Consider the following 23,720-nt stretch of genomic DNA (forward strand, 5'->3'; position numbering starts at 1 on the left):
ACATGAGCCAAAGGCATCTAGACTAAACCCAGCGAGTTCAAGTTGGCAGCGCACAACATAAACCGAAGGAACTATACTTTCTCTGCTAAAAGAGAAACGCATATGCCCCCGACAGTTTACGTTGTGCGCTAACAGTTAGGATTCACACTCCCAAAATTTAGAAAAACTTCGCGATCTGACGGCCGCTCCTAGGTGGTCGAATGAGAGACCCCTGATCAGAACCTGATGTTTAGCTGCGCTGCAAGCTATCCTGCACCAGATGAAACTCCTGCTGATTCTTCCCCACCCCGACGACGAAGTGTACAGCGCGTCCGGCACCTCGATGGACTTGATTGAAGAGGGCCATACGGTTGGCCTCGTGACCCTGACACGCGGCGAAGCGGGACGCACGCTGGGCCTGTGCGACACGCCCGAAGAACTCGCCAAGCTGCGCGAGTTGGAGCTACGGGCCTGCTTGGATGTGATCGGAATGCAAGTGCATGAGCAGCTCAGCTTTCCCGACAAGTATCTTAAAGATCAGCCGTTTGAACCGCTGGTCAAGGCCGCCCGCGACGCCATGCAGCGCCACCAACCCGAAACCGTACTGGCTTTTCCGCCCAATGGCAGCAACGGCCACCCCGACCACATCACCGCCCACCGGGCCGTCAAAGCTGCTTGGGACAGCTTGCCGCGACAGGAGCGGCCCAAGCTGTGGTACTATGCCTCCGAAAAGCCGCCGGAAAATGAAGAGCTCCTGGCCATGTGGATTCCGCCCAATATCAAGCGCGACGTGAGCCGCCACATCACCCGCAAACTGCAAGCAATTGCTTGCCACCGCTCCCAAGCGCTGAGCACCGTGGATTTCATTCGCAAATTTCCTGAACGCATCATGGAAGAAACATTTTATGAGGTGGAGCAAGTTCAAGTGGAAAAAAAGCCGACTGGCGTGTAAGAACCCCGTCTGCTCGTTTGCATTAAGCTGACTCTGTGACGAAATCCTCACTTGCTCCTTTACGCCCGGCCATTGAGGTCAAGGGCCTTCAGAAACGCTACAAAGATCAGGTGGTGCTCGAAGAGGTCTCGCTGGGCGTCAAACCCGGCGAGGTCTATGCCCTAACCGGCCCCAACGGTGCGGGCAAAACCACCTTGATCCGCTGCATGACTGGCCTCGCCTTTCCGACCGGCGGCGAGGTCACGATCATGGGCCGCGACGTTCACAACGACGGGCCGCGTGCCCGCGCCAACTTGGGCGCAGTGGTGGAAGCGCCGGCCAAGTTTTACCCGCAGTTTTCCGGCTCGCAGAACTTGAGCATGCACGCCCAGCTCGCGGCGATGGCCCCCGGCACCAAAAAAATCAGCCGCGACCGGGTGCGCGAAGTGCTGGCCCTGCTCGAACTCACCCGCATGGCCGACCGCCCGGTGGGGCAGTATTCGCTGGGGCAGCGGCAGCGTCTCGGCGTGGCGGCAGCGATTTTGGCCGAACCCAAAGTCCTGATCCTCGATGAGCCGACTTCGGGGCTTGATCCTTTGGGCATCGGCCTGATTCACCGGATCGTGACCGGGCTGGCCACCAGCGGCTGCGCGGTGATTTTGAGCACCCACCACTTGCGCGAGATCGCCACCTACGCCCACACCGTCGGCATCCTGACCGGCGGGCGGATGGTCGATTCGGTGGACCTGCGTGCCCGCCAAGCGGCTTACCGCTTTCGGGTGGATGATCCGGTGGCGGCCACCCAAATTCTCTCGGCGCTGCCCTATGTCAAAAAAGCGACGACCCGCACGCCCTACGCCATCGCCCACCTCGGCGGCGAGTCGCGTGTACCTGACGCGCTCTCGCAACTCACATCGGCAGGCATCCGGGTGTTTGAAGCCAGCCCCGATCATTTTGACCTCTACGAGTACTACCGCGAACGGGTGGAGCAAAACTGATGCTGACTCTCATTGCTCTTGAATTTCGCAAGCTGTTCGGTGCCCGCAGCGCCCGCTTGGCCGTCTTGATCTGCGTGCTGCTGCCGTGGATTTGGCCGCTCGCGCCGCGCCTGAAAGAAGTGTATAACCTGGTGATCGTCAGCGGCTGGCAAGTGCCGACGCTCTCGCTGATTACCATCACCCAGTTTTTGCTGCCGCTTTTGGTGGCCCTGACCTGCGCCGAGATGATCGGCAGCGAGATTTCGCAGGGCACGCTGGCTCCGCTGATTTTGCGCCCGATCGACCGCAGCCGGATTATCATCGCCAAACTGATTACTGCGCTGATTTACCCGGCCATGCTGCTCACCGTGCTGTTGGTGGCCAGCATGGTAGCGGGCCTGCGCTTCGGCTTCGGCGATTTCAGCGGCGGCACCGGGCTGGGGCCGGGCCTGTTTGTGGGTGTGGGCCAACTCAGCAGCGGCGAAGCGTTTGGCCAGGTGCTGCGCTCCTTTTTGCTCGACGCCTTGGCGCTGATGCCGATTGCGGCGCTGGCCCTGCTGTTCGCGGTGCTGTACCTCAACACGGCGGCGGCGGCGCTGGCTACGCTGGCCACCATTCAGATCATGAATATGTTGGTGGTCTTTCCAGAAGCGCTGCAAAAGATTTTGATTACCACTTACCTCGATCTCTACAGCCGTCAGGGCGATTTGACACAGCCGATCATCTTAATGGTCATTTACACGGTCGGCTTTTCGGTGCTGGCCATATTCGCCTTCGAGAAACGAGACTTGTAACAAGTAGGTGGCAAAGAGAAGCGGGCGGGAGTGCGAAAGGCTCCTCGCCCGCTTTCGTGTAGATTTGACTGGTGAAACAATTTGGTTTCTTACTGGCAGGCACACTGCTCTTGGCAGGTTGCGACACAGTCACGCTCCCGAACCCTACAAGCTCAGAAATCGAATCTGCACCTTCAAGCATCACTTTAAACGGAGCAACAATCACTGTCACAGCAGAAATAGTCAATAGCGGAAACAACAAAAAGAGTCCCACATTTGCCATCATCAACTTAGCTTCTGATCTCCCCATTCCGTCCAATGTGGTCGCTCATAGTTTTTATGTTCTGGCTGGAGACAAAGTGTATAGAAGTGCTCCAATAAGCAAAGAGGTCTTCCTCAACGGCAACCGACGCTACACAGCTGAGTTAAATATCCGGTTAGATGACGGAACGGTAGTACGATTTGCTGCGTTGATGACAGATGGAAAGACGACTCGATTGGTTCAACTTAGCCAACCCATCAAAGTCAAAACTGTCTTCGTCTCTTAGCAAAAGTGTGAAGGTACTTTATTACTCGTATCCCAACTCGCGCAGAGCCTCCACGTCTTCGCGCCAACCGTTGATCACGATGACTTCCAGACCCAGATAAACCTTGTGGTTCAGGAAGACTTCGAGTTGCTTGCGGGCCGCTTGACCGATTTCGCGTAGTTGCTTGCCGCCTGCGCCGATGACCATACCTTTATGAGAGCTTTTTTCAACGATGATCTCGCCCTCAATTCGCTGCAACCCGTCATCGCGCTCCGTCCACGAGTTGACGCGGGTGGCCACCGCATAAGGCAGCTCGTCGCGCAGCTTTTTCATGGCTTCCTCGCGGATGATTTCGGCGGCCCACTGCTCGCGGCTCTGGTCGCTGCTGGCCCCACGCGGAAAGAAAAAGGGATTCTCCGGCAGCTCCGAGAGAAGTTGGTCGCGCAGCTCCTGTACCCGCGCCGGATTGTTCTGGGCGCTGAGCATCACTTCGCTGAGCTGTTCGCGGCCTTCCAGCAGCGCTTTGTAGAGCTTCATGGCCTCGTCGGGGTATTTGGCCACGTCGGTCTTGTTGCCCACCAAGGTCAGCGCCTTGGGCAAATCCCGAATCTGGCGGGCCACCATTCGGTCTTCGTCGGTGGGCGGGTGGCGCAGATCAACCACCCACACCACCGCGTCCACGTCGCTCAGGGCAGTGTCGACTTCGTTGTTCATGTACTTGCCCATAGCGTCTTTGGGCTTGTGAATGCCAGGGGTATCCACAAAGACGAGTTGCGCGTCGTCGGTGGTGTAGATGCCGCGCACCCCTTTGCGGGTGGTTTGCGGGCGGGGGCTGGTGGGAGCCACTTTAACGCCCAAAAAGGTGTTGAGGAGAGTGCTTTTACCCACATTGGGCTTGCCGATAATCGCCACGAACCCTGAACGGGTCGGCGCGTCGGTTCTGGAAGAGAAATCCGTCATGTGGGCATTATCTCACGGCCAGCCGCTTCCTAATGCGCTTCGCTCTTATTCGGCCACCCTACTCGGCCATGCGCTGCCGGATGTGGTTGATGTCCCAGCCGGTCAGATTGGCCAGCGTCTGGGCTTGCAGCTCGGCTCGGCGCTTGAGTGAAGCGGTGTAACTTTTAGTGGCCGCGCAAGTTTTGCCGCCCTCAGCAGGGTGACGCAGAATATAGCGGCCTTGAAAGGTGCCTTGGTTGTCGGTCAGCTTGAACTGCAAATCTTCAGGGAAGGTGGCTCGGGTATAGCGCACATGCAGGCGCGTGAGAAACACCGGCTTGGCTTCACCGTTTCCGCTCGGCCGGATAGAACCTTGGCCCGGCGGCGGCAACGGCACCGACCTGCCGCCGAAGCCTTCCTGCTGCTTCCAAAACACGCCCGCTTTCGTCAACTCGGCGGCCGTCGGCGGCTCACCCGCGCAGGGGTCGCAGTTGCTGGTGTTCCAGGCGTATTCCATAAAAGCCACGCTTTTGCCTTCACGCTCGTAGGCTTTGCGGAAGACATGGCGGTAAAACGGTTCAAACTGATTTTGAACGAGCAGCGGCACTTCTTTGTCAGTGGGAACCGGCGCGGTTCGGTAATTGCTGGTTTCCACCCGGCCATACGGCGAAAGCAAATACACCGTCAAGTCCTGTTCGCCCGGCGAGTTGAGTGTGCCGAGGCGAATCGGCAACATGAACTTGTCGGAAGTGTAAGACAGCACAATCGGATTGAGGAACCCGCCACCGCTCTTGTCGAAGCGCTCCATATTGACCCTCACCACGAAAAATTTCATGCCGCCTTTGATATAACTGCCCAGCATCTCGTCGGCTCCAGCGGGCAACTTATAGCCTTCGCCGCGCAAATAAGTGGCGAGGCCGTTTTGCTGCTTGGCGCTCAAAATCACGATGTCATACTCGCCCACCTGATAGCTGGCTTCAATTTTGACGCCCAGAGCGCCCGCGCGGGCCACCGAACTGGCTTGGGGAGCGGGAACAGCGCTGGGCATAGGCACCGCGTCATACACCACGTCCGGCTCACACGGGTCTTGGTCAAAGTATTCCACCAGCCTCGGAGCGCTGTAAGCGTCGAGCTTTTTGATGATGCTGGGATCACCGATGCTCAGATCCTCGCGCTTGGGCACCACCGGAATCGGCACGATGCGGGCAAAATCCTTGGCGTCGCCCTGATAGTCGTTCATCATGGTAAACACGCTGCGGTTGCCGTCGCGGGCGATCACCACCTGATTGCTGCGGTTAAACAACTTGGTGTCGCCCTTGGCCACAAAAAAGCCGCAAAAGCCCAGCGCCGACGAAGCCAGAGCGAAGCTGAGCAGGGTGTAGGTGCGCCGCTTGAGTCGTTTCATGGATGGGCCTCCCGAAGCGAAAATGAACGAAACCATTGGGCCAAAACCTAACTGAGATTACGCTTTCATCTGAGCATTATTTTGGGTGAGAAGCCAGTGTGAGTGACAGTGTGGCAAAGCAAGCTGAAACTTTCCCTGCTTACAGCGCTGGCCTGAAAAATCGGCTTCCCAAAAATGACGCGGTAGGGCGCTTGTGTGCCGCTCAGATGAGCTAAACTGCTGACTGACATGGCAGGACACAGCAAATGGTCGCAAATCAAACGGAAAAAGGGAGCCAACGACAAAAAGCGTTCGGCAACCATCAGCAAACACCTTCGGGCTATCACGGCGGCGGTTCGCAGCGGCGGCAGCGGCGACCCAGCCGGCAATCTGAGCCTCAAAAACTCGATTGCCGCCGCCAAAACGGACAATGTGCCAGTCGACAATATCGACAACGCCATCAAGCGGGCCATTAGCAGCGAGAGTGGGGCAACCGAGTACAAGGAAGCCGTCTACGAAGGCTACGGCCCTGGCGGAACCGCTCTTTACGTCGAAACGCTGACCGATAATGTCAACCGCACGGTGGCTGAAGTCCGCAGTGTATTTAGCAAAAAGGGCGGCAGCATGGGCAACAGCGGCTCGGTGGCGTGGCAATTTGAAAACAAGGGCCTGATCTACTTGCCTGAAAACTCTGAAGCCGCGCAGGAAACCGCCATCGAACTCGGCGCGGAAGACTTGCAGGAAGGTGAGGAAGGTTTGGAGATCAGCACCGCGCCCAACGATTTGTACGCCGTCTCGGAAGGCCTCACCGAAAAAGGTTTCAAAGTGGAAAGCGCCCAGCTTTCACGGGTCCCCAGCAGCACCGTGTCGGTCAGCGGCGATGACGTGAGCAAGCTGATGACGCTGATCGAAGCGCTCGAAGATTTGGACGACGTGCAAAACGTCTATTCCAACGCCGAGTGGCCGGAAGACGCCGAAGCGTAAAGTGCTTTAGCCCTCCAGCACGCCACAATAAATTTCATCCAAGCTCAGCGAGCGGTTCAGGCACGGCAAAGCAATATCGGCTTGCCCGACCAACTCGCTGAGTTGCCACTGCTTAACGCTGCGTCCGTAGGCGTAAACCCGCCGCTCGTTCTGTTCCACGATCAGATAAGTCTGAAGACTGGGGATAGCAGTGTAGGCCTGATATTTGGCGTGCCGGTCAACGCTGGCGGTGCCTTTGGAAAGGACTTCGACCAATAAACACGGTTCCGTTTCAAAATACGCCTCACCGTTGTCGGGGCCGCAGGCCACCATCACGTCGGGGGAGTAAAAAGCATTACTGTCTTCTATTCGCAGTTTCATATCCGAAGCGCTGAGGCGGCATCCAGCGCGGCGACTGGCGAGTGTCAGAGCGTAGTGGATATTGCCCGTGATCGTCACATGATTTTTGCTTGTCCCCGCCTGTGCCCGCGCCGCGCCGTGCAGCGGATACACGAATCCGCCCACGTACTCACGCTTGACGGGGCTGAGTTCCTCGGTACGCAAGTAGTCCTCAACACTCAACGCTTTCTGTGTCATTGGCGTGGGGCCGGGCTGCTCATGGCCAAAGCATACCCCCAAAGCCGGAGCGCAATACCTGACAAAACAGCTCAACAAGCGCTAAACTCAGACTTCTATGCGCTTATCCACCACCGACATCTATGCTTTTCAGGCGCTGGGCTACCTCGGCACGCAGGAGGCCCCCCGCTGGGTGTCCAGCGAAGAGATCAGCGAACACACCCACATCGCCCGGCCTTACTTGGTGCGGATTCTGGCCGCGCTCAGCGCCAAAGGCGTGGTGAAAAGCAAAAAAGGCATCGGCGGCGGCTACTGCCTCGCGCGCAGGCCGCAGCTCATTTCGCTGTGCGAGGTGGTTCGCGCGGTGGACGGGCCGGTGGCTCCGCTGTCGTGCATCAGCTTAAACTGGCGCGAGAGTTGTGTGGAAGAAGAGCGCTGCCACGCCCGCAACACGATTTATACCCGCATGAGGGACGCCATGCTCTCGGTGCTGCAAGAATTCAGCGTACAGGATTTGGTGATTGACGCCCAGCAGGGAGTGAGTTACGGCCACTGCTTGGGGCACCTGCTCAAGCCCAACGCCTGAGCTGAGCCGCTTCGTTTTTCTAAACCAAACTTCAGCGCTGAGCCGAAACCGTATCACCTCCTACCAAGAGCGGGCGCAGTGCCCAGCACACTGGCAAACATGACAAAACCGACGCCCATTTATCAAACCACCGCCGACGCTCATGGAGGCCGCGCCGGACACGTGGACAGCCAAGACGGTCAACTCAAAGTCCGCTTGGCCGTGCCCACTGAACTCGGCGGCAACGGCGGAGAAGGCAGCACGCCGGAGCAGCTCTTTGCCGCCGCGCTGGCGTCCTGTTTTGAAAGCGCGATGGGCGCAGCCGCCCACGCCGAGAACTATCCCGAGTTCGGGGTGATGGGCGTGCGGGCCGAGGTCGGCTTGATTGCCAACGGTGAGCCGCATGATTTGACGGTAGCGCTGGACATCACCTTGCCCGAATTGACGCGGGAGCAGGCCCAGCACCTCGTCGATAAAGGCAAAGCCATCTGCGCCTACAGCCGCGCTCTGGGTGACAAGATCGAATACCGTCTCCACGAATCCTGAAGCGGGCGGTTCTTAGCGCTTACTCTACAACCTACTTCTCTCGCTCTGCTCAGTCGTCGGCCAGCATGCCCTCGGAGAGCAGGGCGGCTTGCTCCAGCGCGGCGTAGCGGCCACCGCGCAGGCGGCGCAGCACTTCGGGCTTGCCGTCCTCCACGACCTTTCCGCCTTCCAGCACCACGATCCGGTCGGCGCTGCGGGCCAGCGACAAGCGGTGGGTGACGATTAAGGCGGTGCGGCCCCGCATCAAGCGTTCCAGAGCGCCGACGATCTGCGTCTCCGATTCGGTGTCCAGGGCGCTGGTGGGTTCGTCGAGGAGCAGTACGGCAGGGTTGGCCAGCAGCACCCGCGCGATGGCGAGGCGTTGGCGCTGGCCGCCCGACAGCCGCACACCGCGCTCACCGACCATGGTGTTCAGACCCTGCGGCAGGGCAGCCACGAACTCAGCCGCACCCGCCACCGTCAAAGCCGCCTGCACTTCTTCGGGAGCGGCGTCTGGTCGGGCGTACCGGACATTTTCCAGCACCGTGTCGTGAAAAAGGAAGGTGTCTTGCTGCATTACGGTGGCAGCGCGGCGCAGCGAAGGCAAGGTCAGCTCGCTTACGTCTTGGCCGTCTAAAGTGACCCGCCCTGCTTGGGGGTCATAGGTGCGGGTCAGCAGCCCGATCAGTGTGCTTTTGCCCGCACCCGACGCGCCGAGCAGCGCCACCCGCTGCCCCGCCGGAACGTGCAGGCTCAGCGCCTTCAAAACAGGCGCGGCGGAGTCGTAGCCGAAGGTGATGTGCTCGAAGGCCACCTCGCCGCGTGCAGGCTGAGCGAGTGGGCGAGCGCCGGGCAACTCGGCGATCTGCTGCGGCGCGTCCAGCACCTGAAAAATGCGCCGCCCGCTGGCTTCGGCCCGCTGCAACAAGTCGTTGATATTGACCAGGTCGTCAATCGGGCCGTAAAAGTAGCGCCCGTAGCCCCGGTAAGCCAGTAGGCCGCCCAGCGTAAATTGACCGCGACTGATCAGCAGCACGCCGCCGCCGAGCATCAAGATGTTGCCGAAGTTGGACACGAAGCGCACCACCGGAAAAGCCCGGTTGCGCAGTTGCACGGCCTTAACGCCTTCCTGATACAGCGACTCACCGATGGCTTCTACTTTTTGGGCCTCAGCGTCTTCACGGGCAAAGCCCTGCACCACCCGGATACCCGCCAGCCGGTCCGCAATCAGCGCCGACAAATCGCCGAGGCGGTTGCGGGCCGCGCGGTAAGCCGGGCGGACATTGCTGTTGTAGCGCCGCAGCAGCAGGCCCACCACCAGCATCGGCAGCGTCACGATCACGCCCAGCAGTGGTTGCAGAGCGATGAAAATAGCGACCACCCCGATCAGACGTAGAGCGTTGCCCAGCACGGCGTCGGTGCCGCGCAGCAGCACATCTTGAATGCCGTCCACGTCGGCGGTAACGCGGGAAAGCAGGTCGCCGCTGCGCTGAGATTCAAAGTAAGCCGCCGATTGCCCAGCCAGTTTGGTATACAGCCGCATCCGCAGATCAAAAGTCAGTTGCTGCCCGGCCCGCTCCAGCAGCAGCCCGCGCCAAGCAGCCAACACCTGCTGCGCGGCAAAGATGACCACCAGCAGCGCCAGTTGCCAGCCGACAAAGCGCCAATCGCGTTTCATGAGGCCCAAATCCACCACCCGGCCCCACACCAGCGGCGGATAGAGTTCGGCGGCCACGCTGCCGATCAAGCAGCACATCCCAATCAGCACGGTGCGGCGGTAGGGCAGCAGCAAGCCGTAGAGACGGCGAATAACCGGTGGAGAAGCTGGGGAGAGCATCCGCTGAGGCTAGCGCCTCAAAATGGCTGCCAAGTGTAGGGATTGTCTTGCTCAGTTTCTTCCAGCCCAGATTCAAAGCTGATCCGTTCATCCAGTTCAGAATCTGATTCAGCAATGAAGTCATAGGCACGGATTGAAACGCCGGTCATGCCCCCTTTCTCGCGCCCATAAAACACCATGTGCTTGGCGCAGGAAGCCGTCTCAGCTTGGGTATTCGGTTGGCGCGACAAGTTGACCAAACAACTCACTTTCTTTATTGACAAGTTTGGTCAATAATACCGGGCGTGCAAACTGACCTCTCGGCCCTCAAGTTCAACCAGCTCAGCGTGGTGGGCCTTACCGCCGCCGCTCTGCTGTTTCGCCAGCCTTGGCTGATCGCTGCGCTGGGTGCCGCCATGCTCACGGGAGCGGTGTGGCCCAAGCGCAGCCCCATGAAAGCGGCTTACCTCGCCGCGTCTCCCCTGCTGGGCCTGAAACCCAATCTGGTCGGCGAGTCGCCTGAAGCGCACCACTTCGCGCAGGGCGTCGGCGGCGCATTCTTGCTGGCTTCGGCGCTGGCACTGCTGAGCGGCCTTACCGGACTGGGCGTGGTTCTCGGCTTTGTGGTGATTGGCTTGGCGCTGCTCAACTTGACCAAAAGCGTTTGTGTGGGGTGTTGGATGTACTTCCAGTACAAGATGCTGCGCTACCGCCTGACCGCCAAAGCCTGACCCGATCCCACCGGAGCCTCCATGTCTGATATTGAACTTCTGAAAAAGTCGCTGCCGCCTTTTGAAATCTTTAACCTGATTCCGCAGTACGCCGCCGCCGGAGCCATCGACCCGGAGAAAATGGATCTGCTCAAGTGGGCCGGTGTTTATCCGCAGCGTCCGCAGGAAGACGGCTACCTGATGATGCGCGTCAAAGTGCCCACCGCCGAGCTGAGCAGCGCCGCACTGAGGGTGGTGGCGGGCATTGCCGAGGACTACGGACGCGGCCTACTGGACGTGACCGACCGCCAAGCCTTCCAATTTCACTGGCTGAGAATTGAAAACATCCCCGCCATTCTGGAGCGTTTAGAAACGGTGGGACTGCACACACGCGGAGCCTGCGGCGACACCGTGCGGGCCGTCATTGCTTCGCCGCTGGCCGGACTCGACGCCCGCGAGCGCCTGGACGTGCGCCCACTGGCCGCCGCGATGGAAGGCAGCTTGAGCGGCAACAAAGACTTTGAAGACCTGCCGCGCAAATTCAAGATCAGCATCACGGCAACGCCGGAACTCGAAGGCATTCACCTGATCAATGACATCGGCTTTTTGGCGCACGAAGTCGGTGGCGAAGTGGGTTTTGACGTGTGGGTGGGCGGCGGCTTAGGCGCAGTGGCGCACCTCGCCAAGCGGCTGAGGGTATTCATTAAGCCCGAGCAAGTGGTGGAGGTTGGGCGGGCCATTGCAGGCGCTTACCGCGATCACGGCTACCGCCTCAACCGCAAAAAAGCCCGCCTCAAGTACTTGATCAAAGACCTCGGCGTGGAAAAATTCCGCGAGATCGTAGAAACTCAGTATCTGGGCTACAAAATGCAGGACGGCCCCGCCGCGCCGGTGGCCCGTTTCGGCGGCAGCGACGTGCTGGGCATCAACCCGCAGCGTGACGGCCTGAATTATGTGGTGCTGTCCACGACGGTGGGCCGGATCAACCCCGAGAAGGCGCGGGCGCTGGCGGATTTAGCTGATGAGTACGGCAAAGGGGTCGTGCGAACCACCGCCTTTCAGAACATGATGATTCCGCACGTCAAAACCGGAGATTTGGACGCGTTGACCGACGAACTGCGGGCGCTGGACTTGGCTCCCAAAGCCACCTTGCGCGGCACCACCATCGCCTGCACCGGCACCCAGTTTTGCCGCTTGGCGCTCACCGAAACCAAAGCGCGGGTGGCGGGCCTGATCGATGAGCTGGAAGCCAAGCACAGCGACTTAGACGTGCCGTTCGTGATCAATTTGACGGGCTGCTCGAATGCCTGCACCCGCTATCAGGTGGCCGATCTGGGCTTTATGGGAGCGCAGCGGGCCAGCAAAGAGGGCGAGGAGGGCGCGTTTGACGAGGTATACAACGTGCATCTGGCCGGAAGCATTGGGCAAGCCGAGCGAGTGGGCGCGAAACTTAGGGGCGTGGTGCCCGCCGAGCGCCTGACCGAGTACACCGACAAAGTGCTGAGCGACTTCAAAGCCAACAAAGCCGCCGCCGAGAGCTTCGTGGAGTACGCCGACCGCGTGGGACAGGCCAATTTCTTGCCCGACCATGTTTTGGCTGACGCAGTTTTGGCCGCCGAACCTGACTTGGTGCTGGCGTGAGCAGCGCCCAGCAACAGAGTCAACACACAGGCCGAGTCTTATGGCTGACCGGCTTATCCGGCGCGGGCAAAAGCACGCTGGCGAGTGCGCTGTATCAGGAACTCGTTTCGGCGGGCGTCAGGACTGAGCTACTGGACGGCGACGGCGTGCGCGAGAATTTGAGCAAAGGCCTAGGCTTTAGCAAAGCCGACCGAGACACCAACGTGCGGCGCATCGGCTACGTGGCCGGACTGCTGGCGCGGCACGGCGTCACGGTACTTGTCAGCGCCATCAGCCCTTACGCCCAAACCCGCCGCGAAGTGCTGAGCCAGCTTCCTAGCGCCTACGAAATCTTCGTGGACGCGCCGCTGGAAACTGTCACTGAGCGCGACGTGAAGGGTTTGTACTTAAAAGCCCTCGCGGGCGAGATTGCCCACTTTACCGGCGTCTCTGCTCCTTATGAGGCTCCCACCGCGCCGGATTTGCACCTGCGAACCGATCAACTCAGCGTGGCCGAATGCTTGGAGCGCCTTCGCCCGCTGGCCGGACTCCGGCAAGACGTGGAAGCGTGAACGTCCTAACGCACCGTGCTGGAACCAATTTTGCAGTCCTGCCTCATTTCAAGCCCAACGCCGACCCGTTGGACGTGATCGGCTGGGCGCTGCAAGCCCATCCCGATCTGGTGATGCCCAGCGCCTTTAACCTCAACGGCGTGGTGCTGCTCGATTTGGCGGTGCGGGCCGGCTACTCGGGCGAAGTGGTTTTCGTGGACACCGGATACCATTTCCCCGAAACGCTGGCGACCCGTAATCGCCTCGCGGCCCGCTATCCCGAACTGCAATTCGTAACGCTGAGCGCGGGCGCACACCCTGAGGACGGTCAGACGCCGGACAACTTGTACGCCTCTGATCCAAATGCTTGCTGCGCGGTTCGCAAAGTCGCGCCGCTGCAACAGTATTTGCGCGGCAAAGCTCCTTCAGCGCTGCTGAACGCCCGCAGCCGCGATCAGGCCAGCACCCGCGCCGAGATTGCCTTTGTAGAAGATGGAAACGCGAGGCGCAAGATCAATCCGCTGGCCCACTGGACACGCCAGATGCTGGAGGCCTACGCCGCCGAGCATGCCTTGCCTGTGAATCCGCTGTACTTTGACGGCTTCCTGAGCGTCGGTTGCTGGACATGCACCCGCGCCGTACATGCTGGAGAAGACGCCCGCGCTGGCCGCTGGGCCGGTAAAGGCAAGACCGAATGCGGGCTTTGGGCGGGAGCGGGGCAGCTCTGAATCTGGGCCTCTGAAGCTAGGTACTGGCGCATTCCCCCTTCCCCTGAAGAGCAACACAGGGAAAATGACCGTAGCGATTGCCTTCCTCCACACTCCAATAGTTGACCCTTTCTATCAACTCTTCTAGACTCTCTCCCAACTCATTTCTTCAACCATCCCCACTCGGAGACACCCAAATGACCCTCACTCCACTGACCCAGTTCGCTGCCTCTCCCCTGACTTTGCCGACGCCGCTGGGCGGTGAACTCGTCAGCCGCGTGGTGCGTTTGGGCGAAGATTTTGAGCTCGGCGCATTTGAGCACTTGCCGCGCTTGGAGCTCAGCGGGCGCAGCTTTGCCGACCTCGAAATGATCGCCACCGGAGCGTATTCGCCGCTGACCGGCTTTTTGGGCGAGCAAGATTACTTGTCGGTGATTGAACACATGCGCCTCGCCGACGGCACGCCTTGGAGCATTCCCATCACCTTGCCGGTTCACCGTGACGAAGCCGGGCAGTACACCGGGCGGGTGCTGCTGACGCACGCCGGACAGCCAGTGGGCACCTTGCTAGTCAGCGAGCAATTCGCGGCGCAAAAGGACTACGAGGCCCGCGAGGTCTACCGCACCACCGACCCAGCCCACCCTGGCGTGGCGGCCCTTTACGCTGCCGGAGACGTCTATCTGGCCGGTGAGGTGACTTTGTTTGAAGTGCCGCGCGGCGACTTCCCAAATGCCCACCGCACACCTGCCGAAGTACGCGAGGTTACCCAGGCACGCGGCTGGCGCAGCACGGTGGCTTTCCAGACGCGCAACCCCATTCACCGCGCCCACGAATACCTGCAAAAAGTGGCGCTGGAGCTGGTGGACGGCTTGCTGCTGCACCCGCTGGTCGGCCAGACCAAAGGGGATGATGTGCCGGCTGCCACCAGAATGCAGGCCTACGAAGTGCTGCTGGACAAGTATTACCCGTCCCAGCGCACGCTGCTGAGCGTCTACCCCGCCGCCATGCGCTACGCCGGGCCGCGTGAAGCGGTGTTGCACGCGCTGTCGCGGCGCAATTACGGAGCCAGCCATTTTATCGTGGGGCGCGACCACGCCGGAGTCGGCAGCTACTACGGCACCTACGACGCGCAGGAGATCTTCGGAGCGTACACGCCGCAAGAACTCGGCATCCAGATTCTCAAATTTGAACACACCTTTTATTGCCAGACCTGCAGCCAATTGGTCAGCCCGCGCACCTGCCCGCACGACAGTTCTCACCATTTGATCCTGAGCGGCACCAAGGTGCGGGAGAAGCTGCGGGCCGGTCAGCATTTACCCGCCGAATTTAGCCGCCCAGAGGTCGCCGAAGTGCTGCGGGCGGCGTATCAGCGGCAAAGTTAGAGCACTGCCGAGATCAGCGTGAAATCTTGTCCAAACTCTTCAAGCCCGCCCCCTCGCCTTAGCTGTTTTTCCATCAAACTCACACCAATAGCCGCTCGACTTTTAGTCTGCTGAGATACTGAACGTCGTCACGGCTCAGGGCGAGTCGGTCGATCTGGCTTTTGCCCACCGCTTTTATCCGTTGCCTTCCTATCCCGCACACTTTCATCCGGAGGGTCAACATGACGCACCGCACCCGCAAGTCCTTGGCCGTGCTGATCCTGACTTCACTGAGTTGGAGTCCAGCGCCGCTGGTGCTGAGTCAAACGCTCCTCAGTCAATCGGCGCTGGCCCAGAGTGTCACGCCGCCCACGGCCAGCACCGTCCGCATCGGTTTTTTTCCCAACTTGACCCACGCTCCGGCGCTGGTGGCTTACGAAAAAGGCTATTACGACACCCAAATCAAAGGGGTCAAGGTCGAAACCAAAGAATTTACCTCCGGCACCACCCTCAACGAAGCCTTCGCGGCGGGAGCGCTGGACATCGGCTTTATCGGCCCCGGCCCGGTCATCAACGGCGCGGCCAAGGGAATGCCGGTGCAGATTATCGCCGGTTCTGCCAACGCCGGGGCCGTCTTGGTGGCCCGAAAAGATTCAGGCGTGCGAACCCTGGCAGATCTCGCCGGAAAAAACGTGGCGATTCCGGCACTGGCCAACACTCAAGACGTGCTGCTGCGCAACATGCTCAGCGGCGCGGGCCTCAAGTCGCAGAGCGACAACGGCGACGTGACCATTGTTTCGGTTGCGCCCGCCGACGTGGGCAGCGCCTTTTTGAACAAACAAATAGACGCCGCGCTGGTGCCGGAACCCTGGGGAGCCGTGCTGGAAGCGCAGGGCCATAAAGTCATCGCCGACGAAAAAAGCATTTGGCGCGGCGGCAATTATCCGGCGGCGGTGGTGATCGTCAACACCAAATTCGCGCAGGCCAATCCCGAAATCGTCAAGGGCTTTCTCAAGGCGCACCTTCAAGCGGTGGCGCTTCTCAACAAATCGCCCGCCGCCGCGCAGGTCGCCGTCAGCAGCGCTCTGCTCAAACTCGCCAACCAGAAGATCGATCCCCGCGCTTTGCAGCGGGCCATGCAGCGCACCAAATTCACGGCGGACGTGGACACCGAAGCGCTCAAAGAATACGGCCAGCTCAATATCAATGCCGGCTACAGCCGCAAACTGCCCGACTTCGACAAACTGGTGAATTTGACCATGCTCTATTCGCTGATGGAAACCCAAAGTAAGCTCCCCAAGCCGGGCGCTTCCCGCACCCTGATGGGCATCAAATGACCACGCTGACCCCGGCCAAAGTGCTGCGCCGCAGCCGCAACATGACCTTTGTTTGGCAGATTTTGGGCCTGCTCCTTATTGTCGGCGTTTGGTGGCTGTGTACCGACGTCTTCAAAGTCAAGCCGCAGTATGTGTTTCCCAGCCCCAAAGACGTCTGGGAAGAATTTTATTACGGCTTTTGGGGCAGCGGCCCGCAAGACGGCAAGCTGCTCTTGTCAGTGGGCAATTCTCTGCGGCGGGTGGCGCTGGGCTACGTCATCGCGGTGGGCCTCGGCGGGATCATGGGCCTGCTGATGTCGCTGTGGCGGCCCCTGCGCGAAACTTTCGGGGCGTACTTACAGGGTCTCCAGAGCGTGCCCAGCATCGCCTTCGTACCATTTGCGATTTTGTTTTTGGGCCTCAACGAGCGGGCCGTCTTTTTTGTGGTGATTTTAGAAGGCTTTATTCCGGTGGCGCTGGCAGTGTCGGGCGCGGTGCTCAATGTTCCTCCGGCGTGGCGCACGGCGGGGCGCACCCTCGGCGCGACTCACTTCGGCTTGGTGACGCGGGTGCTGCTGCCTGCGGCGGTGCCCAACATCGTCACCGGCCTCAGAACCGCCTGGAGCTTTTCTTGGCGTGCCCTGATCGGCGCGGAGCTGCTGACGTCTAACCTCGGGCTGGGCCGCCTGCTCGAAATCGGGCGCAATACCTCCAACATGGCTTTGGTGATGGCCACCATCATCATCGTGGGGGTTATCGGCGCACTGTTTGATCTGCTGATCCGCACGCTGGAAAGCCGCATTCGCCGCGACTACGGCTTAGAGGCAGGCTCGTGACTGTAAACAGAGCAGAAGACCTGATTGTTAAAGAACGGCCCCTGCCGCGCCGCAGCGAGGCCGCTAAACTGAGCGGCGTGAGTACCGACGCTGCCGCCGTGAACCAACCCAGTGGAGCCACGCTGGAACTCTCGGACGTGGCCTACCACTACGCCGGCAAACGCGGGCAAAAATCCGCCGGACTGGGGCCAATCAATTTGATGGTGGGAGCGGGAGAATTTTTGACCATCGTGGGGCCGTCGGGCAGTGGCAAAAGCACTTTGCTCAGTGTCTTGGCAGGCTTCCTCAGGCCGCAGCAAGGTGAGGTGCGCTTGGCCGGGCAAGTCGTCAGCGGCCCGAGCCCCGCGCTGACCCTGGTGCAGCAAGAACACGCCCTGTTTCCGTGGCTGACGGTGGCCGGAAACGTCGCCTTCGGCCTCAAATCCCAGCGGGTGCCCAAAGATGAGCAACGCCGCAGGGGAGCAGCGGCACTGGCTCAAGTCGGCCTCCCCGAGTACGGCGAGCGCCGGATTCACGAACTGTCGGGCGGGCAGCGACAGCGCGTCGCCATTGCCCGCGCTCTGGCGACCCGTCCGGGCCTGCTGCTGCTCGACGAACCGTTCAGCGCCCTTGACGAGCGCACACGCACCGACCTGAGCGAGCAACTGCGCGGCATCTGGCAAGAACAGCACATCACGGTGGTCTTCGTGACCCACAACCTGGATGAAGCGCTGAAACTAGGCGAGCGGGTGGTGGCCCTGCGCGGCGGTCAAGTGGTACTCGACGCGCCGACGCAGGAACTGAGTGTAGAAAAGCTCAGGGAAGTGATGGAAGAAGGCTAGCGGCGAAATTACCCTGCCCGCATCAGCAAAACAGCCGCCGCCTTTTCATTCAGGCGGCGGCTGGCTTTTTGGATTCTGGTTTAAGGCAAGTTGAGCGGCACGCTAAACGTCACTTTGCGGTTATCACCTGAGGTGCCAATGGTATTGGCTCCCGCCGGAGTGCTGCCCGCGTCCGGCACGATGTCGCCCGCGCCGTAGCCGTCTCCGCCGAAGATGCCACCGTAGAAGTTGACGCCGCCCGCTGGCTTACCGCTGAGGCCCAGCGCCGACCAAGGAATCGCCACTTCCACCGTTTGGTCGGGCAGAGTGCCGCTGGTCGCCACCGTGTAGTTGTTGGCGTTCAGCAGACTGGTGGCGCTGTCGCTGATCACTTGGCGCAGTTCGGGCGCTTCATTGTTGTAACGGGCGAGGAAGAAATCGGGCTGAGCGGCGCTGAAGCTGGCGGCCTGCTTCCAAGCGTCAAAACCATCGGCTTTGGTTGCGCCGCCGGGTTTGGTGTCCAAGTACAAAATAGCTTTGTTGCCGTCCACTTTGTAGGTGTAAGCCAAATACAAGTAGGTGGCGTCCGAGTCGGCCAGTAAGGTCAGCCAGTTGTTGTTGTCGCCGAACACGCCCGCGTTGGGGCTGTTCAGCTTGAGAGGAGCCGCTGCCCAGTCGCTCAGGTCGCCGTCAATCTTGTAGTTGAGGCCGCTGGGCGGGGTGATGACCGGCGGGGCGCTGAGTTCAACCGTCAGGTCTTTGGCCGGAGCCACCGCGTCTTTGGTGACCGGCGGCAAGTCGGCGCTGCTGGCAATCAGTTTTTGCGCTCCTGCTGCGGTCAGCACCGTGAAGCTGCCGTCGGGGAAACTGAAGCCGTAGTTGAGATTGGCGTCCGCGCCGTTGCCGCTGGCCGTCAGCAGTGCGCCGGAGAGCGGTTTTCCGCCGCCCGTAACTTTCCCTTCCAAGCTGGAAGTCGGCACTGGCACGCTGATGAAGTCAAACGTGCCGCTGTAACTGGTGCTGAGACCGGTATTCAGCTTGCGGTTGTCTTGATTCGGGCCTTCGTAGCCGCTGTTTTTGGCGTAGGCGGCGTTGTTGCCAAACTTGAAGGTGATATCGCGGTAAAGCGGCAAGGCGATGGTGGTCTTCCAGATGCCGCGCCCGGTTTGGGTCATCGGATAGGCGACCTGGCTGCCGGTGTCGAAGCGGCGCAGCTCAATGGGACCGTTGCCCTGCGTGCGGGCGTCCACCGTGAAGGTGACATCGGTGGTGGCCGAGGTGCTGGGCGTGGCCGAGGCGCTGACCCCGGTGCTTTCCTTGCCCTGGCTGTCCACCGTGACCACCCGGAAGCGGTAGGCCACCGCGTTGCTCAGGCCACTGGCCACGTAACTGCCCTGCGCAGCGGCAATCGGTGCAAAGTTGAGCTGACTTTCCTTGCCGCCTGCGGGCGTGGCGTAGACGCGGTAGCCGCTGACCGCACTGTCGGTGCTGGGTGTCCAGGTCAGGCCCACCGCGCCGTCGCCCGCTTTGGCGCTGAGGCTGGCAACTTCGGGCAAGGCCGGATTGATGACCACGCTGCCAGTATTGCCGCTGAGCATCAGGGCGCTGCGGGCCGGAACACTGCCGATCAGCCGCCCATTCAAGACGCTCAGCGTGCTGGTCTGTCCGGTGATTTCATTAATGGAGCCGGAAAAGGTGCCGAGCAGGGCAATGCCGCCGCCGAGGGTACTTAAATCAACCGCTGCGTTGCTGTTGTTCAGCACCACCACCACCGGATCGCTGCCGCTGACGACCCGCCGAAAAGCGTAGACGCTGCCGGAGCGGTACAACTCCTGCTGAGCCCCGCGCCGCAGCGCCGGATAGTCTTTGCGGGCCTTGGCCAGCGCCGCCAATCGGCTTTGCAGCACCGGAGTCCCCGAAAACACCATGTCTTCGCGGTTGCCCTCGCCGAGCGGGTAGTTGTACGGATCGCCTTTGCCCGGCGCGGCGTTTTCGGTGCCCTGATAGATGCTGGGCGTGCCGCGCACCGTGTAGATCAAACTGAGTGCCAGATTGAGGCGCTGCTGGGCTTCGTCCGCCGAGCCGCCCTTGTTAATCACCTGAGTGATAAAGCGGGTCACATCGTGGTTGTCTACAAAGGTGGTCAGACGCGAGGCGTCGGGGTAAGCGCCGTCTTTGGCAAACACGTCCCCGATGACCGCGAGGTTGCCGCCCGCACTGCTGAGCTGCTCGGTGACGGCGTAGTAAAGCGGGAAATCAAAGACGCTGGGCGAGCCGAGCTTCATGTAGTTGGCCAGGAAACTCGGCTCGCCGTTGAAGACTTCACCCACCGACCAGATCTTGCTGGCGTCTCCCGCGCCGCCCGCCGCAAAAAATTGCTGCCAATAGCTGTCGGGCACGTGCTGCATGGTGTCGATCCGGAAGCCGTCAATAGCAGTGTTGCTGCGCCAGTACTTGACGAAATCGTTGAGGAAGGTCGTGACGGCGGGAATATCCTGCTTGAAATCCGGCAAACCGGCCAGCGGGCAATCGGTGCGCGTGTTGACCGCCACCTTGCACTCAGCGTCCGTGTGAAACCATTCGGGATGCTGGGTGGTCAGCGCGGCCCCGTATCCGGCATGGTTGACCACGATGTCTTGAATCACTTTCAGGCCGCTGGCGTGCGCCGCCGAAATCAGGGTCTTGAAATCGGCCAGCGAACCGAAGTGCGGGTCTACGGCTTTGAAATCCTCGGCCCAGTAACCGTGATAACCCGCAAACAATTTGCCTTTGTTGGGGCCGTCGTTAACCGGGATGGCCGGAACTTGCAGCACAACCGGACTGACCCACAAAGTCGTGACGCCCAGCGCCTTGAAGTAGCCCGAGTTGATTTTGGCGGTCAGGCCCTTAAAATCGCCGCCGTGCCAGCCCAGCGGATTGGTTTTGTCGGCCACGTCGCCCGCATTCCGGTTGGGGCCGTTGTCGTTGCTGGTATCGCCGTTGCTGAAGCGGTCGGTCAGCGCAAAGTAAATCACTTCGTCTTGCCACTGCTGAGCGCCGCTGGGCGGTGGGGGCACGGGGTTGCAGGCCGCCAGCGTGAGTGACAGGAGAGCCAACGCCCCCAGACGCTTACCGAGCATTGAAATTGTCATACGCCACTCATTTGAAGCCAGGATCAGCGAATTTGTCAAGCTTGTTCTGACTTATTTTGGCCTGTTTGGGGTTCGCGGCTACTTTTGGCTCACCCCTGTTTGACTCACACCGCCCGCTCGCCGTGTACCTTGGCGTACACCGCCCGAATCCGCGTTTCCAAGCTGCCGGACGAGCCGCGCAAATCGAGCAATTTGGCGACCACATCGGCCTCCAAGCCCGCGTGACCGCAGGCCCGCCACAGCGCGTAGTGCATGATGCTGGTGCCGGGGCGAGCGCCGCCAGTGGGCGTCCAGACATCCCGCAGTTCGGGATTGAGCGCGGCGGCAAACTGCACCACTTCGCCTTTCAAACGGTGCAGCTCCTTGTGAAGCTGTCCTACCGAGCGCACCCCCACATAATCGAGAATGCTGGATAAGCGCTGCGGACGCTCGGGGTCGATCCAGTCTTCCAGCAGCGGCACATTGAGGGCGCGGGCCACCTCCAGATCGAGGCCGTGAATAAAGGGGTCGTGAATCAGATAAGCCATGCTCTGCGCGTCAATAAATACGCCGTCGGGGGCCTGCTCGATGCGTTCGGGCAAGGTCGCCACGTAGTCCTGCGAGAGGCGGTGAATCGTCATGAATTCTTCGTCTGCAACCTCTAAGAGGCCTGCCAAGCGGTAAAAGCGCCGCTGCACTTCTCTGGGCACGGCGGCGCGGCTCTTGTAGCCCAGATCATGCTCGATTTCGGCCCAGGCGTGCTGCAAGATACTGCGAATCTGCACCTCGAAAAGCGGTGAGTGGCCACCCGTGTACTTGCGGCTCTCAAAACGCATCACGTAATGCACGCCCATGTAGCCGAAACGGTCAGGATCGTGGAATTTACTTTTGTCCACGCTGTTGTCCCAGTCGATGTCAAAGACCGCTTCCAAGGCGCGTGACACTGCCGCCACGTCCTGCTCAAAGTAAGTGATGATCCGCACGCCCACCAAGTCGGTGATGTCGGAGAGCTGGGCGTATCTGCCGGGTTTGCGCCGCATTTTTTCCGCGAGGCTGCCGGGCGTCTTGATGCGCGAGGTGAGGTGGTGAATCTTGATGCCCGCGCCCTCGATCAGGCCCTCGATCAGGCGCATCGCGTCTTCGCGCAGCGCGAGGTAATCGCCGTGCTTGGCGCGGTAAGCGGCCACCAACTCAGCCGAGGGGGGCGAAAGGGTCACGTGGATATGCTAGTGCAAGGCGCACGGGCTGGATGGACACGCCCTACAAGTCCGCCGCCCGCACAGACGTAAACCCCTGACCACAAAGTGAGGGCCGCTTCATAGGCGAGCAGAGTCACAACAGAAACGATAGGCGTGCTCTGTCTCTTCATTTGTCTTCCTTTTTTTAGACGAGGCTAAATTAAAATCTATATGTACCTAAATAAGAAACCGAACATTTACATGAACTTTAGGCAAAGGTGGGGACGTTCATACTTCCACATCCAATCGGCTAAGCTCGGCATACAACACAGTGTCGGACATCCCTTCGGGTTTCTTGGCGAGTCGGCAAATGCCCCCCGTCCTTTGTGTTTGCTATAAGGAGTTCTTATGAGTGAAGATCGTAAATTGCCCAACCGCCGTCAATTCCTCTCCGCCGCTGGTCTGATGGGAGCCGGAGCCGTTTTGGCCTCATGTGCGCCCGCTGTGGCCGCCCCCACCAAAACCAACTACGACGCGAAAATCGGTAACTTCGCTCTGAACTTGGAGTATTTGGAAGCCGCCTTTTACACGGCAGCTGTGGGTCGGTTGGGTGAACTCAAAGCCATCGGCGGCAGCGCTGAGATTCGTCTTCCTGCTGGATTTGACGGCAACACCTCCATTGCCTTTGCCAGCGATGCTGTACGTCAGTATGCTAATGAAATCGCTCAAGACGAACTGAATCACGTCAAGGCTCTGCGCGGCCTGTTGGGCAGTGCGGCTGTTGACCGCCCCGTGATTGATATCGGACAAGCCTTCGCTGATGCCGCCAACGCGACAGCTTACAATGCCAAAGTTATCGCAGCTCCGGCAGTTCTTAGCCCGGCTTTCAACCCTTACCTCAACGATTTGTTCTTCCTGCACGGCGCATTCATCTTTGAAGACGTGGGCGTTACCGCTTACAAAGGCGCAGCCCGCCTAATCGTCGACGACAAAGCTGGCGGCATCCTTGACTCGGCTGCTGGTATCTTGGCGGTCGAAGCTTACCACGCGGGCGAAATCCGCACCCTGCTTTACGCTCAAAAAGATATCAAAACCCCTTACGGCTTGACGGTTGAGGAACTCATCAACGCCATCAGCGCCCTGCGTGCAGCTTTGGGCGGCGGCAAGGATCAGGGCATTACTGTTGGCGGCAAAGCCAACATCGTGGTGGCCGATCCTGCAACCACTATTGCCTTCGGACGCACTCCCCGTGAAGTGCTTAACATCGTTTACGGTGCCAAGGACGCGGCTAAAGGCCTGTTCTTCCCCAACGGCCTCACTGGGGACTTCACCGGCCTCGTCTAAACTTTCCCAACTCCAAGCGGCCTTCCTTATGGGGGGCCGCTTTTTGGTATCACCTCACCAAATTGTCTGCCCAGTCCCGCCCTTTTGACCGATCTTCACGCTAAACTGCTGAGCAGCACCCGCAAGTGCTGAACTTTTTTTCCCATCCAGAAGCGCCCGAGAGAACTGGCTCACTGACGGCGCGGCAACCGGCCCCCCATTTCGGGCACGGTGCTCAGGCCAGCCTGCACGC

24 protein-coding genes are annotated in these 23,720 nt (G+C 60.2%); 16 read left to right on the top strand and 8 right to left on the bottom strand.

All coding sequences use genetic code 11. From position 1 onward, the window contains the following. Positions 1-259 precede the first annotated feature (259 nt). The 4 genes from FNU79_RS07105 (at position 260) to FNU79_RS07120 (ending at position 3,208) form a co-directional block, all read left to right on the top strand. Positions 260-931, top strand: a complete 672-nt coding sequence (locus FNU79_RS07105; protein ID WP_143720182.1) for a PIG-L deacetylase family protein — start codon at positions 260-262, stop codon at positions 929-931. Between the two features lie 35 nt (positions 932-966). Continuing rightward, the gene (locus FNU79_RS07110) at positions 967-1,908 is read left to right on the top strand and encodes an ABC transporter ATP-binding protein (RefSeq protein ID WP_143720183.1); all 942 of its coding nucleotides are present in this window, start codon (positions 967-969) and stop codon (positions 1,906-1,908) included. Beyond that, a complete protein-coding gene (locus FNU79_RS07115) occupies positions 1,908-2,681 on the top strand; it encodes an ABC transporter permease (RefSeq protein WP_143720184.1) in 774 nt (257 codons plus the stop codon). The genes FNU79_RS07110 and FNU79_RS07115 overlap by 1 nt, the downstream gene beginning before the upstream one ends. A gap of 71 nt (positions 2,682-2,752) precedes the next feature. After that, positions 2,753-3,208, top strand: coding sequence for a protein-tyrosine phosphatase family protein (locus tag FNU79_RS07120; RefSeq protein WP_143720185.1), 456 nt, complete (start codon positions 2,753-2,755; stop codon positions 3,206-3,208). A 21-nt stretch (positions 3,209-3,229) separates the two neighbouring features. Here the strand turns inward: FNU79_RS07120 and era are convergent, their stop codons facing one another. Continuing rightward, positions 3,230-4,147 (bottom strand): GTPase Era, encoded by a 918-nt coding sequence (era, locus tag FNU79_RS07125; protein WP_143720186.1) that lies wholly within the window; start codon positions 4,145-4,147, stop codon positions 3,230-3,232. Between the two features lie 58 nt (positions 4,148-4,205). After that, complete coding sequence (locus tag FNU79_RS07130; RefSeq protein WP_143720187.1) at positions 4,206-5,531, bottom strand: DUF2330 domain-containing protein; 1,326 nt, start codon at positions 5,529-5,531, stop codon at positions 4,206-4,208. Between the two features lie 228 nt (positions 5,532-5,759). On the opposite strand from FNU79_RS07130, the gene FNU79_RS07135 reads away from it, so the two are divergent. Beyond that, positions 5,760-6,494 (top strand): YebC/PmpR family DNA-binding transcriptional regulator, encoded by a 735-nt coding sequence (locus FNU79_RS07135; RefSeq protein WP_143720188.1) that lies wholly within the window; start codon positions 5,760-5,762, stop codon positions 6,492-6,494. A 6-nt stretch (positions 6,495-6,500) separates the two neighbouring features. Here FNU79_RS07135 and FNU79_RS07140 read toward each other — a convergent pair whose 3' ends face one another. After that, positions 6,501-7,070, bottom strand: a complete 570-nt coding sequence (locus FNU79_RS07140; protein ID WP_143720189.1) for a Uma2 family endonuclease — start codon at positions 7,068-7,070, stop codon at positions 6,501-6,503. A gap of 97 nt (positions 7,071-7,167) precedes the next feature. On the opposite strand from FNU79_RS07140, the gene FNU79_RS07145 reads away from it, so the two are divergent. Then, the gene (locus tag FNU79_RS07145; RefSeq protein WP_143720190.1) at positions 7,168-7,635 is read left to right on the top strand and encodes an Rrf2 family transcriptional regulator; all 468 of its coding nucleotides are present in this window, start codon (positions 7,168-7,170) and stop codon (positions 7,633-7,635) included. Positions 7,636-7,734: 99 nt separating this feature from the next. Next, the gene (locus FNU79_RS07150; protein ID WP_143720191.1) at positions 7,735-8,160 is read left to right on the top strand and encodes an Ohr family peroxiredoxin; all 426 of its coding nucleotides are present in this window, start codon (positions 7,735-7,737) and stop codon (positions 8,158-8,160) included. A gap of 49 nt (positions 8,161-8,209) precedes the next feature. On the opposite strand, the gene FNU79_RS07155 is transcribed toward FNU79_RS07150, so the two are convergent. Both FNU79_RS07155 and FNU79_RS19635 read right to left on the bottom strand, forming a co-directional pair. Then, on the bottom strand, positions 8,210-9,976 hold the full coding sequence (locus tag FNU79_RS07155; RefSeq protein ID WP_143720192.1) for an ABC transporter ATP-binding protein: 1,767 nt from the start codon (positions 9,974-9,976) through the stop codon (positions 8,210-8,212). Positions 9,977-9,993: 17 nt separating this feature from the next. Next, a complete protein-coding gene (locus FNU79_RS19635; RefSeq protein ID WP_263862364.1) occupies positions 9,994-10,125 on the bottom strand; it encodes a hypothetical protein in 132 nt (43 codons plus the stop codon). A gap of 135 nt (positions 10,126-10,260) precedes the next feature. Between FNU79_RS19635 and FNU79_RS07160 the strand changes: the two genes are divergently transcribed. The 5 genes from FNU79_RS07160 (at position 10,261) to sat (ending at position 14,925) form a co-directional block, all read left to right on the top strand. Then, complete coding sequence (locus FNU79_RS07160; RefSeq protein ID WP_225429931.1) at positions 10,261-10,686, top strand: DUF4395 domain-containing protein; 426 nt, start codon at positions 10,261-10,263, stop codon at positions 10,684-10,686. Positions 10,687-10,707: 21 nt separating this feature from the next. Further along, positions 10,708-12,306 (top strand): nitrite/sulfite reductase, encoded by a 1,599-nt coding sequence (locus FNU79_RS07165; RefSeq protein ID WP_143720194.1) that lies wholly within the window; start codon positions 10,708-10,710, stop codon positions 12,304-12,306. Next, the gene (cysC, locus tag FNU79_RS07170; protein WP_143720195.1) at positions 12,303-12,857 is read left to right on the top strand and encodes an adenylyl-sulfate kinase; all 555 of its coding nucleotides are present in this window, start codon (positions 12,303-12,305) and stop codon (positions 12,855-12,857) included. Before FNU79_RS07165 ends, cysC begins: the two co-directional genes overlap by 4 nt. Beyond that, complete coding sequence (locus FNU79_RS07175) at positions 12,803-13,564, top strand: phosphoadenylyl-sulfate reductase (RefSeq protein WP_143720196.1); 762 nt, start codon at positions 12,803-12,805, stop codon at positions 13,562-13,564. The genes cysC and FNU79_RS07175 overlap by 55 nt, the downstream gene beginning before the upstream one ends. 176 nt (positions 13,565-13,740) lie before the next feature. Further along, complete coding sequence (sat, locus tag FNU79_RS07180) at positions 13,741-14,925, top strand: sulfate adenylyltransferase (RefSeq protein WP_185974635.1); 1,185 nt, start codon at positions 13,741-13,743, stop codon at positions 14,923-14,925. Between the two features lie 79 nt (positions 14,926-15,004). Here the strand turns inward: sat and FNU79_RS19060 are convergent, their stop codons facing one another. Continuing rightward, positions 15,005-15,148, bottom strand: a complete 144-nt coding sequence (locus tag FNU79_RS19060; protein WP_185974636.1) for a hypothetical protein — start codon at positions 15,146-15,148, stop codon at positions 15,005-15,007. On the opposite strand from FNU79_RS19060, the gene FNU79_RS07185 reads away from it, so the two are divergent. The 3 genes from FNU79_RS07185 to FNU79_RS07195 all read left to right on the top strand — a co-directional run bounded on the left by FNU79_RS07185 (position 15,147) and on the right by FNU79_RS07195 (position 17,877). Beyond that, positions 15,147-16,241 carry an ABC transporter substrate-binding protein gene (locus FNU79_RS07185; protein WP_143720197.1) on the top strand — a complete coding sequence of 365 codons (1,095 nt, stop codon included), beginning with the start codon at positions 15,147-15,149 and terminating at the stop codon, positions 16,239-16,241. The two genes, FNU79_RS19060 and FNU79_RS07185, sit on opposite strands and share 2 nt — an antisense overlap. After that, complete coding sequence (locus FNU79_RS07190) at positions 16,238-17,056, top strand: ABC transporter permease (protein WP_143720198.1); 819 nt, start codon at positions 16,238-16,240, stop codon at positions 17,054-17,056. Before FNU79_RS07185 ends, FNU79_RS07190 begins: the two co-directional genes overlap by 4 nt. A 77-nt stretch (positions 17,057-17,133) precedes the next feature. After that, complete coding sequence (locus FNU79_RS07195; protein WP_404825774.1) at positions 17,134-17,877, top strand: ABC transporter ATP-binding protein; 744 nt, start codon at positions 17,134-17,136, stop codon at positions 17,875-17,877. A gap of 80 nt (positions 17,878-17,957) precedes the next feature. On the opposite strand, the gene FNU79_RS07200 is transcribed toward FNU79_RS07195, so the two are convergent. Both FNU79_RS07200 and FNU79_RS07205 read right to left on the bottom strand, forming a co-directional pair. Beyond that, a complete protein-coding gene (locus FNU79_RS07200) occupies positions 17,958-20,987 on the bottom strand; it encodes an alpha-amylase family glycosyl hydrolase (protein ID WP_143720199.1) in 3,030 nt (1,009 codons plus the stop codon). Positions 20,988-21,091: 104 nt separating this feature from the next. Then, positions 21,092-22,183, bottom strand: coding sequence for a GTP pyrophosphokinase (locus FNU79_RS07205; protein ID WP_225429932.1), 1,092 nt, complete (start codon positions 22,181-22,183; stop codon positions 21,092-21,094). 369 nt (positions 22,184-22,552) lie between these two features. On the opposite strand from FNU79_RS07205, the gene FNU79_RS07210 reads away from it, so the two are divergent. Then, positions 22,553-23,488, top strand: coding sequence for a ferritin-like domain-containing protein (locus FNU79_RS07210; protein ID WP_143720200.1), 936 nt, complete (start codon positions 22,553-22,555; stop codon positions 23,486-23,488). The last annotated feature ends 232 nt before the right edge of the window (positions 23,489-23,720 follow it).

Origin of the sequence: Deinococcus detaillensis, from assembly GCF_007280555.1 — a bacterium.
In the GTDB taxonomy this organism is placed as follows: Bacteria; Deinococcota; Deinococci; order Deinococcales; family Deinococcaceae; genus Deinococcus; species Deinococcus detaillensis.

Bases quoted from the DNA above. Each gene is read 5' to 3' on its own strand.
- FNU79_RS19635 (WP_263862364.1), bottom strand. From the start codon at position 10,125: ATGACCGGCGTTTCAATCCGTGCCTATGACTTCATTGCTGAATCAGAT.
- FNU79_RS07190 (WP_143720198.1), top strand. From the start codon at position 16,238: ATGACCACGCTGACCCCGGCCAAAGTGCTGCGCCGCAGCCGCAACATG.
- FNU79_RS07145 (WP_143720190.1), top strand. From the start codon at position 7,168: ATGCGCTTATCCACCACCGACATCTATGCTTTTCAGGCGCTGGGCTAC.
- sat (WP_185974635.1), top strand. From the start codon at position 13,741: ATGACCCTCACTCCACTGACCCAGTTCGCTGCCTCTCCCCTGACTTTG.
- FNU79_RS07150 (WP_143720191.1), top strand. From the start codon at position 7,735: ATGACAAAACCGACGCCCATTTATCAAACCACCGCCGACGCTCATGGA.
- FNU79_RS07140 (WP_143720189.1), bottom strand. From the start codon at position 7,070: ATGACACAGAAAGCGTTGAGTGTTGAGGACTACTTGCGTACCGAGGAA.
- FNU79_RS07165 (WP_143720194.1), top strand. From the start codon at position 10,708: ATGTCTGATATTGAACTTCTGAAAAAGTCGCTGCCGCCTTTTGAAATC.
- FNU79_RS07105 (WP_143720182.1), top strand. From the start codon at position 260: ATGAAACTCCTGCTGATTCTTCCCCACCCCGACGACGAAGTGTACAGC.
- FNU79_RS07130 (WP_143720187.1), bottom strand. From the start codon at position 5,531: ATGAAACGACTCAAGCGGCGCACCTACACCCTGCTCAGCTTCGCTCTG.
- FNU79_RS07200 (WP_143720199.1), bottom strand. From the start codon at position 20,987: ATGACAATTTCAATGCTCGGTAAGCGTCTGGGGGCGTTGGCTCTCCTG.
- FNU79_RS07185 (WP_143720197.1), top strand. From the start codon at position 15,147: ATGACGCACCGCACCCGCAAGTCCTTGGCCGTGCTGATCCTGACTTCA.
- FNU79_RS07175 (WP_143720196.1), top strand. From the start codon at position 12,803: ATGCTTGGAGCGCCTTCGCCCGCTGGCCGGACTCCGGCAAGACGTGGA.
- FNU79_RS07115 (WP_143720184.1), top strand. From the start codon at position 1,908: ATGCTGACTCTCATTGCTCTTGAATTTCGCAAGCTGTTCGGTGCCCGC.
- FNU79_RS07155 (WP_143720192.1), bottom strand. From the start codon at position 9,976: ATGCTCTCCCCAGCTTCTCCACCGGTTATTCGCCGTCTCTACGGCTTG.
- era (WP_143720186.1), bottom strand. From the start codon at position 4,147: ATGACGGATTTCTCTTCCAGAACCGACGCGCCGACCCGTTCAGGGTTC.
- FNU79_RS19060 (WP_185974636.1), bottom strand. From the start codon at position 15,148: ATGTTGACCCTCCGGATGAAAGTGTGCGGGATAGGAAGGCAACGGATA.
- FNU79_RS07135 (WP_143720188.1), top strand. From the start codon at position 5,760: ATGGCAGGACACAGCAAATGGTCGCAAATCAAACGGAAAAAGGGAGCC.
- FNU79_RS07210 (WP_143720200.1), top strand. From the start codon at position 22,553: ATGAGTGAAGATCGTAAATTGCCCAACCGCCGTCAATTCCTCTCCGCC.